The sequence below is a fragment of the Thermomonas sp. genome, assembly GCF_019104945.1.
Classification (GTDB): Bacteria; Pseudomonadota; Gammaproteobacteria; order Xanthomonadales; family Xanthomonadaceae; genus Thermomonas.
The window spans coordinates 1-15620 of the sequence record NZ_JAHRWW010000041.1; the positions used below are offsets into that span (position 1 = coordinate 1).

Sequence of the window (15620 nt, forward strand, 5' to 3'; positions counted from 1 at the left end):
TGCATTTCGCAAGACCTATCACGCACCGAGCTGTTTTTGGTGGAAGGCGACTCGGCGGGCGGCAGCGCGCGCCAAGCGCGTGATAAAGACTTCCAAGCCATCCTGCCGCTGCGCGGTAAAATTTTGAACACGTGGGAAGTAGCTTCGGGCCAAGTGCTGGGCTCGCAAGAAGTGCATGATCTTGCGGTGGCGATCGGCTGCGACCCGGGCAAGGAGGAGATCGACGGCCTGCGCTACGGCAAGATCGTGATCCTCGCCGACGCCGACAGCGACGGCCTGCATATCGCCACGTTGCTCAGTGCGCTGTTCCTGCGCCACTTCCCCTCACTGGTGCGCGCGGGCCATGTCTTCGTGGCGATGCCGCCGCTGTTCCGTGTGGACGTGGGCAAGCAGGTGTTCTACGCGCTGGACGAGGAAGAAAAACGCCTGCTGCTGGAAAAAATTCAGCGCGAGAAACTCAAAGGCCAGGTCAACGTCACCCGCTTCAAGGGCCTTGGCGAAATGAACCCACTGCAGCTGCGTGAATCGACCATGCACGTTGATACCCGCCGTTTGGTGCAGCTCACCGTCGATGACGGTGACGCTACCCGCGCGCTGATGGACATGCTGCTGGCCAAGAAACGCGCCAGTGACCGCAAGAGCTGGCTGGAAGAAAAGGGCGATCTGGCAACGCTGGAAGTGTAAGCCCTGCTAAAACTTCGCAATGATCCACTGCCAAACCGCGTGAAGCTGCGCAGGAAACAGCCAGATCACGAGGCGATACGCCAAATATCCAGCTCCTGCCAGTATCACCAAGGTCAGCAGCTGTGCACCCCAATCGCTACGTGGCTGTTGCGTTGTCATCGCATCTTCCCGGTTCTAGCTTAGTTGGCGCAGAGTAACGCGCCCACCTATTCATGCAAACCGTGCCGGGTCGAACGGCGCCGGATTCACGCAGGGCGTGCGGCCGGCGATCATGTCGGCCAGCAGCTGACCGGTGCTGGCGCTCATGCTGACCCCCATCATGCCGTGGCCGACCGCCATCCACAGGTGAGCATGGCCAGGCGCGCGGCCGATCAGCGGGATGTCGTCGCGGCTCATCGGCCGCCAGCCGCACCATTTTTCCTGCACTTGCGGGCCAACGGGTTGATGCAGGAACTGCGCCGCGCCGCGTTCCAGCGCGCCAAGGCGCTTCTGGTTGAGGCTGTCGTCATAGCCGGTGAATTCCATCGTGCTGCCGAGACGATAGCCGCTGCCCCAAGCGGTGACGCAGACCGAAGGTTCGTACAGAATCACCGGGCGCTTGGGTACGATCTCCGGCGAACTGTAGGTGATCGAATAGCCCTTGCCCGGCTGGATGGTCTTGCGCAGCCACGGCAGGCCCACTGCGTGCGCGATTTGCGGCGCCCAAGCGCCGATGGCCAGCACTACGTCACGCGCGCGCAGCGGCCCCTGCGCGGTCTGCACCACCACGCCCTGCGCGCTTGATTCCAGCGACTGCAATGCGCAGTGCTCGATGATGTGGCCTCCGCGCTCGCGCACCACCCGCGCCAGTTCGGCCACGTAGCGGTCCGGGCGCAGCGCGGCATCGCCACGGAAGCACATCGCACCGGCTAGGCCCGGCTTAAAGGCAGGATCACGCGCTTCGTATGTTTTTCCATCCACAATTTCGACATCCACGCCCAGCTCGCGCAGCAGCGGCACGTCGTGAAGCTCGCGGTCGATATCGCGCTGAGTTTTGAATACGTAGTCTTCGCCAGTTTCAGCAAATTCGCACTGTAAACCGTAGCGGCCAACCCACTGCTGGATGCGTTGGCGTGAGTCGGCCAGCAGGGTGTATTTCGCACGCGCACTGGCTTCGAAATCACGCGCATTGCAGCGCCGCGCGAAGCCCAGCATCCAGCGCAGGGTGTCCGGGTTCAGGGTCGGCTTGATGTACAGCGGCGCGTCCGGGGTGAACATCCAACGCGCGGCGCGCTGCAGGGTATTGGGCCCGGCCAGCGGCGGCGCGTGGCTGGGGGTCAGGGTGCCGCAGTTGCCGTGCGAGGCGCCGGCGCCCACATGGCGGGCGTCGATCACCGTAACTTCGCGGCCGTCATCCAATAGTGCCAGCGCCGTCGCAAGACCGACGACGCCAGCCCCTATGATCAAGCAATCGATGGAAGCCTCATTTCCCACTACGTCCATCAGATCGCATGCCCCTAGTCAGAATTGAATAAAAGAATAATCCATTCCAAATTCAATGTAACTAGGAATAAATACAACTTAGTGCTGGTGGCCACCTTCGCCGTGCACATGGCCGTGCGCCAGTTCTTCTTCGCTGGCCTCGCGCACCTCGATAATTTCGATATCGAATTCCAGATCCTTACCAGCCATCGGGTGGTTCAGATCCACATCCACCACGGTCATGCCTACCTTCTCAACCGTTACAGCGCGCGGGCCGAAGTTGGTTTGCAGCACCACCTGCATGCCCGGCTCAAGCTTCTGTGCGCCGAAGTGCTTTTTCGGAATGCGTTGGTTCAGACCATCGCGACGCTCGCCGTAAGCCTCGGCAGAGGTGACAGCCGCGGTGAAGGTATCGCCCGCCTCGTGGCCTTCCATCGCCTTTTCAAGACCGGGGATGATCTGGCCCTTGCCAAATAGAATGGCCATCGGCGTGCCAACGTCTTTCGACGACTCGATTTTTTCTTTACCCGCTTCCGCTACGGCATAGTGGAAACGAACAACGCGGTCTTTTTCGATCTTCATGGGTGCAATTCTCTATCGGTTGGGCGCTTGCCACCGCAAGCATATGCGGCAACACTGCGCAGAATGAAACCAGCCGACTGCAACCAGCGACCGGGCGTGCATTATCGACGGTCTGCGCTTCTTGCGCCATTACTCGCTATTTTGGCCGCCTGTGGCGGGCCAGATACCGTGCGTAGTGCAGCCCCCAATACCCCAGCACGGGCGTGGCCAAATGTTGAACCCGCTGACCCGGCCAAGAGCAATGCGGTGCTGATGCGCGCCATTAGCCTTGTGGGTACCCCCTATCGCTATGGCGGCAACACGCCCGAGGGCGGCTTCGATTGCAGCGGTTTGGTGGGCTATGTATTTCACGACATGCTAGCCCTACGCTTACCGCGCACTACCGGTGAGCTGGCCAAGCTACAAGGCCCGCGCCTACGCCCCGACACCTTGGCCAGCGGTGATCTGGTTTTTTTTGGTAGCAACGGCACGGTGAGCCACGTCGGCATTTATGTGGGCGAAGGGCGGTTTGTGCACGCCCCCAGCAGCGGCGGCACGGTGCGCCTCGACCGTCTGGATGGCGCGTGGTGGAAAGACCACTACAGCGGCGCCAGGCGGCTGTTATTTTGACCGCCACAGTCGGCACCGAATCAGAAAATTCATAAAAATGAATGGGTTAATTCTGAATATTTTCCCCATTCAGCTTTGGATTTTAAGGTTTTTTAACATATCCCCTGCCAATCACAGGCATAGTCGGCCCCTGTTTTGCCAAGTGAATGCCGCGTGATTTCAGAAAAGCCCAACCACAGCCAACGTTCAAAACGCCTTCGCTGCGGAGCACGGCTTTTCCTCACCCTCACCTTGGCGGCCGCCTGCGTCCCCGCATTTGCATTCAGTCCGCAACAGGCTAAAGAGGAAGCAAACACCGCCGCGCAGCCCGTAGCGACGCAAGCCCCTCAGCTGCTCCCCGCGGCCTCCGCATCCATCGCTACACCCGATACCGCTTCACTTAGCGCGCAAATTGAGATGCTGCGCCAGGCCGCCAAAGCGCAGGCGTCCGAGACTTCGCTGATCAAGAGCGTGCTGCAGCGCGCGTTCTCGCTGATCGGCACGCCCTATCGCTACGGTGGAAGTTCGCCCGACGCTGGGTTTGATTGCAGTGGGCTGGTGGGCTATGTGTTTCGCACCATTGGCATCGACCTGCCGCGCGTGTCGCGCGCGATGGCCAGCGAAGGCGTGAAGGTGGCTACTCGCGATGCGCTCACCGAAGGTGACTTAGTATTTTTCGGCAAGCGTGGCCATATCGACCATGTGGGCATTTATATCGGTGACGGCAAGTTCTTGCACGCGCCCAGCAGCGGCCGTGATGTCACCATTTCTAGCCTGACCACTGGCTACTGGGCGCAGAAGTACCTCGAAGCGCGCCGCGTTGCGATTAATAGCTAACTCAATGCGCCTTCCTCGCCGCGTGCTGCGGTAAAACGCGAACGAGTACAGCAATCGCGACTAACAGCACCAACGACGCGGTGTAACGGCTTAGTGCCAGACCGCCGTGCTCTAGCGGCTTGTCCAAAAAATCTCCGACAACGGCACCCAGCGGCCGTGTTAATACAAATGCCACCCAGAACAAGGTGGTCTTTGATGTTCGCGTCCATACATGTAACGCCAGAACCAGCGCCAGCAGGCTGACGAAGATCGCGATACCCCCCGTATAACCAAGCCCCGCACTATCTGCCGTCCAATCTCCAAGCGCTGTGCCGAGCGTTTGCGAGAACATGATGGTTAGCCAATAGAACATTTCGGATTGCGGGTTGCTGACCGTCTCGACTGAGATCGATCCCTGTGCTCGATGCCACACCAGCAGCGATGCCAACAGCAAAAGTAACAACAGCGTTGCACCTCCTGCATAACCGATTCCCAATGAGCGATCGGCATAGTCCGCCAGCGTTGTGCCAACCGTTGTACTTGCGATGATCGTTATCCAGTAGCTTGCAGGTTTGAAGTGCTTCGCCCGAATTTGTACCCAAACCGCCAGCGCAAATAGGCTTGCAAAAATTAGAGTGCCGATGAGATAGCCTAAATTCATCGACATCGTCACCGCATCCCCACCGGTTTCACCAAGCGTGGTGGCCAAGACCTTGATCACCCAGAACCCAAGCGTGACCTCAGGTACTTTGGCTAAGGGACGAGGCTTGCCCTGATTCACTTTGCACCTCCGACATCGTGGCCAGACGGGGTTAGCACCTGCTTGGGCCAAACCAAACGAAACATCATTAGCGCTACCGCCCAGCAAATCGCCAAAGACCACAGGTCATGGGAAATAAAGTGAGCCCCGCGCAGTTGCTGCGCGCCACCAAACAACAGCCCCAAGCCTAGCCCCACGAGCAAACCAATCCAGCGCAAACGCGGGCGCACGACGCCTAGAAAAAAATACAATGCAAGCCAGCAATACCCCACACTGGCCTGTGCCGCCGGGAAGCACCTCGCGCGCGCCATGCCAACCGGCCTGACATCAAGTAACCCGATGAAAGGATGCGTGCCGCCGTAACGTAGCAGATCCCACGGGCAGTCCATGTTCGACCAGCTTTTGATCCACGCGACCAGCGTGGTGCTTAGCACTAATGACACTGCCAAATAACCGAGTGGCCTGCGCCATTGCGCATTGCGCGCGTCATGCAACGACCAAGCCCAGAACCCAACGACAATAAACCACGCGAGCAAGCTGAAATCACGCCCCCCGCGATGCATTAAATGCTCTGTTATAAAAGCCTCGCGCAGGCTCCACGCATGCCCTTCCCACGCAAATAGGGCGTCGGCGACGGTTTGATCCAGCCCCCATACGAAATTTGCACAGAGCGCGATCGCAATTAAAGTAAACGGAATGACTGCATGGGTCAGATAGAAACGCGCCCCCGCCCATGCAACAGGCGGGTACAACGGCGTAGGCACGTAGGTGCGCAAGAGTTGGATGGTGGACAAAATAACGCCGACTTACTTTTGGGGTCTCTCATCATTCACCCGGTCCAGTCGGAGAACTGTCAAAAACACCCTCAATCGCATCTCTCTGCATGCACGCGCGCACCGTCGATGTCATGATGCAAGCGGTTGAGCCTAATTCAATAAACCATGCGCCTGCTTATCGTCGAAGATAACCGCAATCTCATTGCCAACCTGTTCGACTATTTTGAGCAAGAAGGGCATATCGTAGATGCCGCACCCGACGGCATTACCGGTTTACATCTGGCGCGCACAAACCACTATGACGCTATCGTGCTGGATTGGGGCATCCCACGCATGGACGGCCGTGAAGTTCTGCAACAACTTCGCAGTGATGGCAATGACGTTCCTATCATCATGCTGACAGCGCGCGACCAACAGCCGGACAAAATTACAGGCTTCCGATCAGGCGCCGATGACTACTTAACCAAGCCCTGTGATATGGAAGAACTACTGCTGCGCCTGCAGGCAATGGTTTCGCGGGCCACCGGGCGTGGCCGTAGCAAGCAACTGCACGTGGCTGATCTCAGCCTCGACCTTCGTACACTTGAGGCAATCCGAAGCGGACAGGCGCTGCACCTTTATCCCGCTGGGCGCACCCTTCTTGAAGTATTGATGCGCGCAAGCCCCAATATGGTGAGCCGTGAGCGACTTGAACAAGCCTTATGGGGTGATGACCCTCCCGAAGGCAACCCTCTTCGTTCGCATATCTATGATTTGCGCCGCGCTATCGACGTTCCTTTCGCAACGAAGTTAATCCATACCGTATCGCGCTCTGGCTATCGCATCTCAGCAATCGATGACCATGACTAATCCTGCTCAAACAAGTACTCGCCCAAGCCTACGTCGACGCCTCTTGCTGGGCCTACTAGGCTATGTGCTTTTGCTATCAACAGCCGTCACGCTCCACGGCCTGCTCGTAAACGAACATGCAGAGCAACTGGTTTGGCAAACGTTGTTGACCGCCGAACTTGATCACCTCGAAGAGCGTCAAGCCACAGACGCTAATTACCGTTGGCGTGACACGCGCGACATGGCGCTCTACGATAGCCGCCAACCGTCCGACATTCCTACCCCCCTTTCATCCTTGGCCCCCGGTGTACACGATGGCATCCGGGTTGATGGGCAAGAACGCGTGGCATTAGTGCGCGACTCTGCGGGCTCTCGAAAAATCCTCACGCTTGATATTTCGGCCCTAGAAGAGCGCGAGCGTGATATGACGCTCACCGTGGTTGGTTCCGCACTCACCCTACTACTGGTTCTCGGTACGTTTGTTGCGTGGGGCGCGGCACGTCTTGTGAAACCGCTTACGCTTATCGCCAATCAAATTACTGACCTGCAGCCAGAACAGCACGGGCAGCAAATACACATACCTGCCGACGCGACTTCTGAAATTGAAATTATTGGTCACGCGCTCAATGACTACCTCACACGAAATAACCGTTTCGTTGAACGCGAGCGTCTGTTTATCGATATGGCAAGCCACGAATTACGCACACCTATTGCAGCGATTTCGGGTGCTGCTGAGCTCGCCTTGAAATCTGACAACACCTCCAGCGCCGCACCATTTATAAAGCGCATTCGTAGCTCGACCAAAGATGTGCAAGAACTCATCGACCTGCTCTTGGTGCTCGCCAAAGACCCAGCGCGCCTGCAGGGTATGCAAGAGCGCACATCACTTGAAGCGCTTCTACAAGCGGTTATTCAAGATCATGCCCATCTCACCGCGCACAAGGACCTTTCGTTTCAGGTAGACAATTTTCCGGCTACCGACATCCTTGGCCCACCCGCTATTGTGCAGGCGGCCATCGGCAACTTACTTCGCAACGCAATTGAGAATAGCGATCGCGGCACCATCCGTATTCAAGTTGAAGCACCGGCCACCGTCATCATTACCGACCCGGGCCACGGCATGTCAGAGAAGGAAATTAGTGAGGCTTATGCGCGTATCGCACGCGGCGGAGGCGATCGCGGTGGCAGTGGTATCGGTCTCGACTTAATTGCCCGGCTGTGCGAGCACCTAGGCTGGACGCTGCAACTGACAACGACAGGCCATGGCACCACCGCCACGCTTGCACTAAAAACTTAGGCGCAGATTACTCCCCGTGCGCGTGCTGCGCGGCTTGGCGATAGCGCGCCACGGCCTGTTCCACCCCTTTCCCCAGCGCCATCACCTGTAGCGCGTATTCGGAAAGCTGACGGTCTTCCTCATTCTGAGGCTGCCATACCGGCACCGGCATCGGGTTGCCCTCAGGCGCATCGAGCGCCACAAACACGATCACGCAATGCGTGCATAGGCGCGCGTCGGCGATGTCTTCGCGCGGGTCGTGTGCACGCACGTCCACCGCAAAATGCATCGAGGTGGTGCCGGTGTAGATGAGGGTGGCTTCCACCCCCACCACATCACCAATATGGATCGGTGCAACGAAGCGAATCCCGCCCACCGCCACAGTGACACTGTAATGCCCGCTCCAGCCCACGGCAGCGGCATAGCCGCACTGGTCGATCCAGCGCATCACCTGCCCGCCGTGCACCTTGCCGCCGAAGTTCACATCCGACGGCTCCGCGAGAAAACGCATTGTGAGTTGGCGCTGGCTGCCGCTCATAGAACGCCCTTTTCAGTGATGGCTGACCGACACTCTAACCCTAACTCAAGCCCCGATCAGGCTTTCTGCAGGGATACCCAAATTTCGATGCAAATTGCGAATCATCTCAATGGTTAGCCCACGTTTGCGGTTTAACACCTCATAGACGCGATTGGGCTTCCCAATGGAAGGCACCAAGTCCTTCACCGTCAAACCACCTTGCTCCATGCGAAACCGGATCGCCTCAATGGGGTCAGGTGCCTCTATTGGAAAGTGCTTCGCTTCGTACACTTCAACCAGTGTCAGCAAAATTTCAAAGCGATCATCCTCTGCCGTTCCCGGTTCCGGTTCATTATTGAAATATCGAGACAACTCACGCAGCGCAGCCTGATAGTCAGCATCAGTACGAATGGGACGGATATTCATAAGTCCTCCACGGTGGCAGCATCGATTCGATCGTATTCAGCATGGGCGAGTTCAACTCCGTAACGCAACACCAAGGTGGTAAAGAGGTTCAGGCGGTTTAGCCTGAGCGACTTCACCGCCAAGTGGAGTTGCCCATGGCCTCAAGCCGCCTGAACCTGCATGAACGATATCGCATCCACGCCTTGTACGAGGCTCATTTCACCATCAGAACCATTGCCTGCGCGACAGCCGTGGCCAGCTTCTGCACCGTCGCCACTGGTCGGAACGCCCCGCCGTCGTGGAAACCCGCAGTCGCCTGCATCTGCTGGCGCACTCGGTGGATGGCACCGCCGAGAACGTACGCAACGCCATCCTGCGTCGGCTGGGTAGAATCCACCGGCACGTCCACACTCTGACCTCCGACAATGGCAAGGAGTTCGCCGAACATCAGTTCATCGCCTGCGCATTGAAGAGCAACTTCTTCTTCGCTGATCCATATTCGGCCTGGCAACGCGGCAGCAACGAAAACGCCAACGGCCTAGCGCGTCAGTACTTGCCACGCCGTATGGACTTCAGCACGATCACCGACGACTATCTGCGCTGGGTCGAGCAACGCCTGTACAATCGACCCAGAAAGATACTCAACTTCAAAACGCCCCTCGAAGTCTTCATCGAGGAATCAATCAACACTGTTGCGAATCAGAGTTGAACTCGCCATGCATTTCGACAAAGTCCCATTTTGGGACTTTTGCAATTTATGACTCGCCCCGCAATAAAAATCCCAGCAAGCGTAAGACTTACTGGGACCGTGCTTAGCCATTGCCGCTAGGCGTGTCCTAAAACGGAATATCGTCATCAAACGGCACGTCATTGCCGAAGTCTGCCGGCGGTGCCGGAGCAGGTTCGCGACGCTGGGCTGGGGCGCTACGCTGCGGGCGGTCGCCGCCGCCGTAGTTGCCGCCACCGCGCTGTTGATAGCCGCCGCCTTCGCCGCCACGGGATTGATAACCGCCTTCACCACCGCCGCGCTGGCCGCCGCCATCGCCGCCGCCAAGCATCTGCATTTCATCGGCCACGATATCGGTGGTGTAGTGCTTCACCCCGTCTTTATCGTAGCTGCCATATTCCAAGCGGCCTTCGATATAGACCATGCGGCCTTTCTTCAGGTATTCGCCTGCGATTTCACCGAGCTTGCCAAACAGCTTGACCCGGTGCCACTCGGTTTTTTCTTGTTGATTACCGTCGCGGTCTTTGCGCACCGACGTGGTGGCAATGCTCAGTGTGGTAATGGCCATGCCGCCTTGGGTGTATTTCACGTCCGGGTCGTTGCCAAGATTACCCATCAAAATTACTTTGTTTACGCCGCGCGCCATAGCTATTGCCTCAGATGTGTTCGTCTGTCATGAACGATGACAGCCCAGTATAAAGGTGTCCACCAGCAAACGCCGCGTGTCCCGGTCAGAAATTGTCTAACCCCGTATAATTGTGGTTTCCGTCTGCGCGTTGACCATGACCATCACCCGTTCAGCCCTGCCCGACCTCAAGGCCATTCAAACCCTTGCCGCTCCGGACATGACTGCGCTGGACGGCCTGATCCGCCGCCGCCTGTCTTCCGACGTGGTGCTCATCAACCAAGTAGCCGAATACATCATTGGCGCGGGTGGGAAGCGTTTGCGCCCCATGCTGCTTTTGCTGGTCACCGGCGCACTGGGCGCGGGCGATGGCAAAAACATTGGCAGCGACGCGCACCAACTGGCGGCGGTAGTGGAGTTCATCCATACCTCTACCCTGCTACACGACGACGTGGTGGACGAGTCCGACTTACGGCGCGGGCGCAAAACGGCCAACGCTGTGTGGGGTAATGCCACCAGCGTACTGGTGGGTGATTTTCTGTATTCGCGCAGTTTCCAACTGATGGTGGAACTGCAGTCGATGCCGGTGCAGACCATTCTGGCCGACACCACCAACCGCATCGCCGAAGGTGAAGTGCTGCAGCTGCTGCATGTGCGTAACCCAGACACCGACGAGGCCGCCTATCTGCGTGTGATTGAGCGCAAGACGGCCATTCTTTTTGCCGCCGCCACGCGCCTTGGTGCGCTTCTGGCAGGCAGCGACGCCGCCACCTGCGACGCCCTGCACGCCTACGGCCTGAACCTTGGTTACGCCTTCCAGATTGCCGATGACGTGCTGGACTACGCCTCCGATGCAGCCACGCTGGGCAAGAACCTTGGCGATGACCTTGCCGAAGGCAAGATGACCCTGCCGCTGATTCACGCGATGGCGCAATCAGACGACGCCACTTGTGCCGCGTTACGCAAGATTGTTGAAGAAGGCGATATCAACGGCTTAGCCACGGTGCAAGCGGCGATCGCCACACAGCGTAGCCTCGATTACAGCCGCCAACGTGCGCTGGAATATGCCGATGCGGCCACCCAAGCCATTGCCGCACTACCCGAGAATGCCTACACCGCCGCGCTGCGTGGGCTGGCGCAGTACTCGGTAAGCCGCGACTACTAAGCGCGGCGTTCCCGCTTACGCAATCCCCATTCCCTGAATGCTGCTAATCAGCTCCGGGTCAAACCCCGCCAGCGTGGCGAAGTGGCGACCGCGTTCAACGTAATTTTTATACGGACCGAAACTAGGTGCACCCGGCGAGAGCAGGATCACACCGCCGTGCGGGAGCGCTACGCGCGCTTTTTCTACCGCGTCGGCGAGATCCTGCGCCGCTTCCAACATGAAGCCCACCTGCGCCGCTATGGGGGCAAGCAAGGCGTGGATACGCGGGCCATTTTGGCCCATCGTGATAATGGCCTTGGGGGCGTGCTGGCGCATCGCTTCGGCAAATTCTTCCCACGGCAGGCCGCGGTCGTGCCCCCCCACCAATACCGCGACATCGCGGCTGCGATAAAGATCGAGCGCGGCTTGGGTGGCCATCGGGGTGGTGCTGATCGAATCGTTGACGTAGAGCACACCGTCTTTTTCACCCAGCGGCTGCAGACGATTAGGCAGCGGCTGAAAGCTGGCCGCATGCGGTGCTAGCGCCACAGCGTCGAGACCATGGGCCTCCAGCGTGGTGAGCACGGCGCACAGATTGCTGCGGTTGTGGCGGCCGGGCAGCGGCAGGCTACGCGTGTCCATGATGAACTCCGCACCGCGATACAACGCGTCGTCTTGCAGATGCCAGCCAGCGCTATTGCCGTACCAGTGAATTTGGCTGTCGGGCAGCTTCAGCGCGGCCAGCACCGGGTCGGCCGCATTGAGTACGGCGATCTTCGGCTGCGCCTGTGTCACCAGTTTGAGCTTGTCTTCGACATAGCGCGCCTGGCTGCCGTGCCAGTCCAAATGTTCTGGGTGGATATTGGTGACGATGGCGATCTGCGGCTGCGCGCCCGAGGCCGCGACGTCGCCGGTTTGATAGCTAGACAGCTCCACCGCCCATGCATCGGCTTCAGCGTCGAGTAGCGTCAACAGAGGCACGCCGATATTGCCCGCCAGTGCGGTGCGCTGCCCGGCGGCGCGCAACAGGTGCGCGAGCAGCGCGGTGGTGGTGCTTTTACCCTTGGTTCCAGTGACGCAGAAAGTGTGCGCCATAACGCCATCGCCTGCGTGTTCGGCAAACCACAGCGCGGTGCCGCCCATCAAACGCGTCCCAGCCGCCGTTGCATACAAGGCTTCCGGCTTATTGGGGCTAATGCCAGGCGATTTGATCACCACATCAAACTGAGCCAAGCGCTCGCCGCTGGCCTCATGCTGGATGCTCAGCTGCGCATCACCCAGCGCGCGCGCTTCCTGCGCTTCGGTATCGCTGCAAAACAGCGTTAGCGACAGTGCAGGCAGGCGCGTACGCAGCGCACGGTAGGCCGCATGGCCTTCGTGCCCCCAGCCCCACAGCGCCACGCGAAGGCCTGCAAGATCTGCGATGCGCAAAGGCTCAAGCTGCGAAGCGGACACGCAGGCGCTCCCATAGCGCAGCGGGAATACGGTGTTCGTTATCCAGCGCCAGCAGCGGGGCCAAGGCTAAGTCTTCTGCGGCCAACTGCGGTGCAATGTGTTTGGCGAAGCGCTTGACCACCGCGTCCTCGTTCCATTCCGGACGCTGCGCCAGCACAGCCATCGCGGCGCGCGATTCACGGCCTTCACCGACGCACTCAAACGGTTTGTGATCGCCGTATTCAAGCAGCGCGTCGTAGCCGGGGATCTGCGCCGGATCATCCAACAGATTGCGCCCCACGATGCCCACCAAGCGCAGCTTAGGCACAAACGGCGCCAGCGCAAGAAAGACGAAATGACACTTCGGGCACACCCCGCACCAGCGACTAGTGGGGCGTTCGCCCAAGATGTGGAAGTTGCGATTGCAGCTGGAGAAATGCCCGTCGTAACGGTCGGTCTTGGCGAATTGACGCGCCACTGCCAGCTCGCTCAGCGGGCGCAGCAGCGAGTAATACTGCAAGTCGGCGGCCACATGGGTGTGTAGGTAGTCACCGAATGCGGCTTCAAACGCCCAGCCTTTCGACCACTGGTGATTGACCTCGCCGCTGCCCGGAATCAGCGAACCGTAGCTGGCCGAACGTTCATTGGAAAATACGATCTGATCCACGCCCAGCACCACAGCGGCCAGTGCGAAGATTGCCGAATTCACCGCCGTTACCGGGATATGTCCGTTCCACGCGCCTTGGCGATTAAAGTCAAATAGCTCTGGGGCTAGCTGGCGACCGATATTGAGCGTGGGCAGTTCGGTATGCGCCGCGCAGGCCGCGATCAACTGCGAGCCGCCAATCCACGTCACGGTTTGCGCCACGCCTTCGGCGCGCAGCGCTTCGATACTCACCAAGGAGTCTTTGCCGCCACCGATGGCCACCAGCGCGTGCGCACGCAGGCCAAGCGCGGGCGCAGGCTTCTCCGTTGCATCTGCATACGGAAAGCGAATGCTCCCTTCTAGGTTCAGCCCATTGCGGTAGGCGAATTCGCCCAACCCGTTACGGTACACCGATTCCAGCAGGGCTGCGGTAGCTGCGTCGAGTGGCTTACCTTCCACCACGATCTCAGAAGGCACGGCGGCTTTGTAATAACTCACGCCCGCGATAAGGTGCAAAAGACGCAGCGCGCGCTGCATCGCCGCTTCCCGCGCCGTATCCAGCACAAACGGCGCGCCCGGCAGCGTAACGGTTTCTATTAGCTCAGGGCCGTCATCGAAGGCGTAGACCAACCGCGCCACGCCGGTGGGCGCATCGAAGTCACAGCGCACGAAACGGAACGTGCGGATCTGGTCGCGGTTGAAATTCCAGTTGGTCATGGTGTTGGTCGATTACTGATCAAACATGGTCCGGCAGAATGGCTTCTACCGGGAGGGTGCGTAGATTGTAGGCGCTTGCCATGGTGAACCCATAGGCCCCCGCGTCGGCAATCAGCATGACATCCCCAGACGCGGTGCTCTGCGGGAGTTTGACGCGGTGGCCGAAGATATCGCTGGATTCACAAATTGGCCCCACCACGTCGAAATCACGTAGCTCAGCGTCGCTAAGCCGCGACAGGTTGGCGATATCGTGCCAAGCGTCGTACAGCGCCGGACGAATGAGCGCGTTCATGCCCGCATCAAGACCAACCCGCAAGACACCGTCTTTTTCCACCACTTGCGTGGCCCGCGCCAGCAGCACACCGGCTTCGGCCACAAGGAAGCGGCCCGGCTCGATGGCCAGCTGGAACGCGGGGTGCACCGCTTTAATTTCCGCCAAACCTGCGGCCCAAGTATCAAGATCGAAGGGTTCGTCGTCTTCGGTATAGGGAATGGGTAGGCCGCCGCCGATATCCAGCACTTCAACGCTGCCGATACGACGCGCAAACCCAGCTAATTCGTCCACCACTTCCTGCCAGTGGCCGATGGTTTCGATACCGCTTCCTAGGTGCGCATGTAGGCCAGTGATGCGCACATCCAGCGCGCGCGCGGCACTGATGAATTCGGCCACCCGCTGCGCAGAAAGCCCGAACTTCGCGTCCTTACCGCCGGTATTTACCTTTTCGTGATGACCATCGCCGTGACCAAGGTCGATGCGCAACCAAAGTGTGCGGCCACGAAACACTTCCGGCCAACGTTGCAACAGCTCGACGTTATCGATGGTAACGGTAACCCCGCGCGCCAATGCTGCTTGGTATTCGTCAATCGGTGCGAAGCTGGGGGTGAACAGCACCCGCGTAGGGTCCAGCGTTGGTAGCGTAGAAAATACGCGCTCGACCTCGCCCTGCGAGACGCATTCCAGCCCAAAGCCTTCATCCACCAGTGTGCGCAGAATCTCTGGGTGAGAATTCGCCTTGATGGCGAAGTAACGTCGATCGACGGCGGTAATGGCGTTGAGCTGCGCAGCACGGGCGCGCACCGTCGGCAGGTGATAGACGTAGCGGGGGGTATCGTGCTCAGCCTCGGCCAGCAGCACCTGTCGCGCTGGTTCTGCCTGCCACCACGGTGTGGGGCGAAGCCGGAAAGTACCTTGAATTTCACGCCAGCGCGGGCCAAATACTTCGCCTTCGTGTACCGGCATAGCACCTGAATCAATCAGCGCCGCGTGCAGCTTCGGCAACATGCCGTCGGCGGCCACTTCATCTACTACAAAGGTGAGGTTGAGGTCGTTGGACGATTGCGAAATAAGGTGCACGCGCTCACGCCCAAACATCGCCCAGACGTCTTGCAGCTTGTGCAGCAGCGAACGCATACCGCGACCCACTAAGGTGATGGCCGCGCAGGGCGCGATCACTTTTACCCGGCACACCTGTGCCAAATCTTCAGACAACCGTGCCAGCACGTCGCCACTGATCAAATTTTCCGACGGGTCAAGCGACACGGTGACGTTGGTTTCGGCAGAGCCAATCAAATCCACCGACAGCCCATGCTTTTTGAACAGGGCAAACACATCGGCTAAGAAGCCCACCTGCTGC

Annotated in this window: 17 protein-coding genes and 1 pseudogene; 7 read left to right on the forward strand and 11 right to left on the reverse strand. The window is 59.1% G+C overall.

Going from position 1 to position 15620, the window contains the following annotated elements:
* Positions 1-684, forward strand: a 684-nt coding sequence (locus KUL77_RS09950) for a toprim domain-containing protein (RefSeq protein ID WP_297146487.1), incomplete at its 5' end; no start/stop codon positions are given.
* Between the two features lie 6 nt (positions 685-690).
* On the opposite strand, the gene KUL77_RS09955 is transcribed toward KUL77_RS09950, so the two are convergent.
* The 3 genes from KUL77_RS09955 to KUL77_RS09965 form a co-directional block, all read right to left on the reverse strand.
* Positions 691-843 (reverse strand): hypothetical protein, encoded by a 153-nt coding sequence (locus KUL77_RS09955; protein ID WP_297146490.1) that lies wholly within the window; start codon positions 841-843, stop codon positions 691-693.
* Positions 844-894: 51 nt separating this feature from the next.
* Positions 895-2166 (reverse strand): FAD-dependent oxidoreductase, encoded by a 1272-nt coding sequence (locus tag KUL77_RS09960; protein ID WP_297146492.1) that lies wholly within the window; start codon positions 2164-2166, stop codon positions 895-897.
* Positions 2167-2244: 78 nt separating this feature from the next.
* A complete protein-coding gene (locus KUL77_RS09965) occupies positions 2245-2727 on the reverse strand; it encodes a peptidylprolyl isomerase (protein ID WP_297146493.1) in 483 nt (160 codons plus the stop codon).
* A gap of 63 nt (positions 2728-2790) precedes the next feature.
* Here KUL77_RS09965 and KUL77_RS09970 point away from each other — a divergent pair, with 63 nt between their 5' ends.
* Positions 2791-3336, forward strand: coding sequence for a C40 family peptidase (locus tag KUL77_RS09970; RefSeq protein ID WP_297146496.1), 546 nt, complete (start codon positions 2791-2793; stop codon positions 3334-3336).
* A gap of 153 nt (positions 3337-3489) precedes the next feature.
* A complete protein-coding gene (locus KUL77_RS12610) occupies positions 3490-4152 on the forward strand; it encodes a C40 family peptidase (RefSeq protein WP_343231546.1) in 663 nt (220 codons plus the stop codon).
* A 1-nt stretch (position 4153) separates the two neighbouring features.
* On the opposite strand, the gene KUL77_RS09980 is transcribed toward KUL77_RS12610, so the two are convergent.
* The gene (locus KUL77_RS09980) at positions 4154-4912 is read right to left on the reverse strand and encodes a hypothetical protein (RefSeq protein ID WP_297146499.1); all 759 of its coding nucleotides are present in this window, start codon (positions 4910-4912) and stop codon (positions 4154-4156) included.
* Positions 4909-5685 carry a phosphatase PAP2 family protein gene (locus KUL77_RS09985; protein ID WP_297146502.1) on the reverse strand — a complete coding sequence of 259 codons (777 nt, stop codon included), beginning with the start codon at positions 5683-5685 and terminating at the stop codon, positions 4909-4911. The genes KUL77_RS09980 and KUL77_RS09985 overlap by 4 nt, the downstream gene beginning before the upstream one ends.
* Before the next feature lie 147 nt (positions 5686-5832).
* Here KUL77_RS09985 and KUL77_RS09990 point away from each other — a divergent pair, with 147 nt between their 5' ends.
* Both KUL77_RS09990 and KUL77_RS09995 read left to right on the forward strand, forming a co-directional pair.
* The gene (locus KUL77_RS09990) at positions 5833-6516 is read left to right on the forward strand and encodes a response regulator transcription factor (RefSeq protein WP_297146505.1); all 684 of its coding nucleotides are present in this window, start codon (positions 5833-5835) and stop codon (positions 6514-6516) included.
* The gene (locus tag KUL77_RS09995) at positions 6509-7792 is read left to right on the forward strand and encodes a HAMP domain-containing sensor histidine kinase (protein ID WP_297146507.1); all 1284 of its coding nucleotides are present in this window, start codon (positions 6509-6511) and stop codon (positions 7790-7792) included. Before KUL77_RS09990 ends, KUL77_RS09995 begins: the two co-directional genes overlap by 8 nt.
* Before the next feature lie 7 nt (positions 7793-7799).
* Here the strand turns inward: KUL77_RS09995 and KUL77_RS10000 are convergent, their stop codons facing one another.
* Together KUL77_RS10000 and KUL77_RS10005 are read right to left on the reverse strand one after the other, a co-directional pair.
* Complete coding sequence (locus tag KUL77_RS10000; RefSeq protein WP_297146509.1) at positions 7800-8309, reverse strand: acyl-CoA thioesterase; 510 nt, start codon at positions 8307-8309, stop codon at positions 7800-7802.
* A 45-nt stretch (positions 8310-8354) separates the two neighbouring features.
* Positions 8355-8714 (reverse strand): transcriptional regulator, encoded by a 360-nt coding sequence (locus KUL77_RS10005; RefSeq protein WP_297146511.1) that lies wholly within the window; start codon positions 8712-8714, stop codon positions 8355-8357.
* 217 nt (positions 8715-8931) lie between these two features.
* On the opposite strand from KUL77_RS10005, the pseudogene KUL77_RS10010 reads away from it, so the two are divergent.
* A pseudogene (locus KUL77_RS10010) lies at positions 8932-9402 on the forward strand (IS30 family transposase); the annotation flags it as partial.
* A gap of 127 nt (positions 9403-9529) precedes the next feature.
* Here KUL77_RS10010 and ssb read toward each other — a convergent pair.
* Positions 9530-10066 carry a single-stranded DNA-binding protein gene (gene ssb, locus KUL77_RS10015; protein ID WP_297146513.1) on the reverse strand — a complete coding sequence of 179 codons (537 nt, stop codon included), beginning with the start codon at positions 10064-10066 and terminating at the stop codon, positions 9530-9532.
* A 136-nt stretch (positions 10067-10202) separates the two neighbouring features.
* Between ssb and KUL77_RS10020 the strand changes: the two genes are divergently transcribed.
* Positions 10203-11210, forward strand: a complete 1008-nt coding sequence (locus KUL77_RS10020; RefSeq protein ID WP_297146517.1) for a polyprenyl synthetase family protein — start codon at positions 10203-10205, stop codon at positions 11208-11210.
* A gap of 15 nt (positions 11211-11225) precedes the next feature.
* Here KUL77_RS10020 and murD read toward each other — a convergent pair whose 3' ends face one another.
* From murD to KUL77_RS10035, 3 genes are all read right to left on the reverse strand, one after another.
* The gene (gene murD, locus KUL77_RS10025; protein WP_297146522.1) at positions 11226-12620 is read right to left on the reverse strand and encodes a UDP-N-acetylmuramoyl-L-alanine--D-glutamate ligase; all 1395 of its coding nucleotides are present in this window, start codon (positions 12618-12620) and stop codon (positions 11226-11228) included.
* Between the two features lie 4 nt (positions 12621-12624).
* Complete coding sequence (murL, locus tag KUL77_RS10030) at positions 12625-13986, reverse strand: UDP-N-acetyl-alpha-D-muramoyl-L-alanyl-L-glutamate epimerase (RefSeq protein ID WP_297146518.1); 1362 nt, start codon at positions 13984-13986, stop codon at positions 12625-12627.
* 19 nt (positions 13987-14005) lie between these two features.
* Positions 14006-15620: bifunctional aspartate kinase/diaminopimelate decarboxylase (locus tag KUL77_RS10035; protein WP_297146520.1), on the reverse strand; the 1615-nt coding region annotated here is incomplete at its 5' end.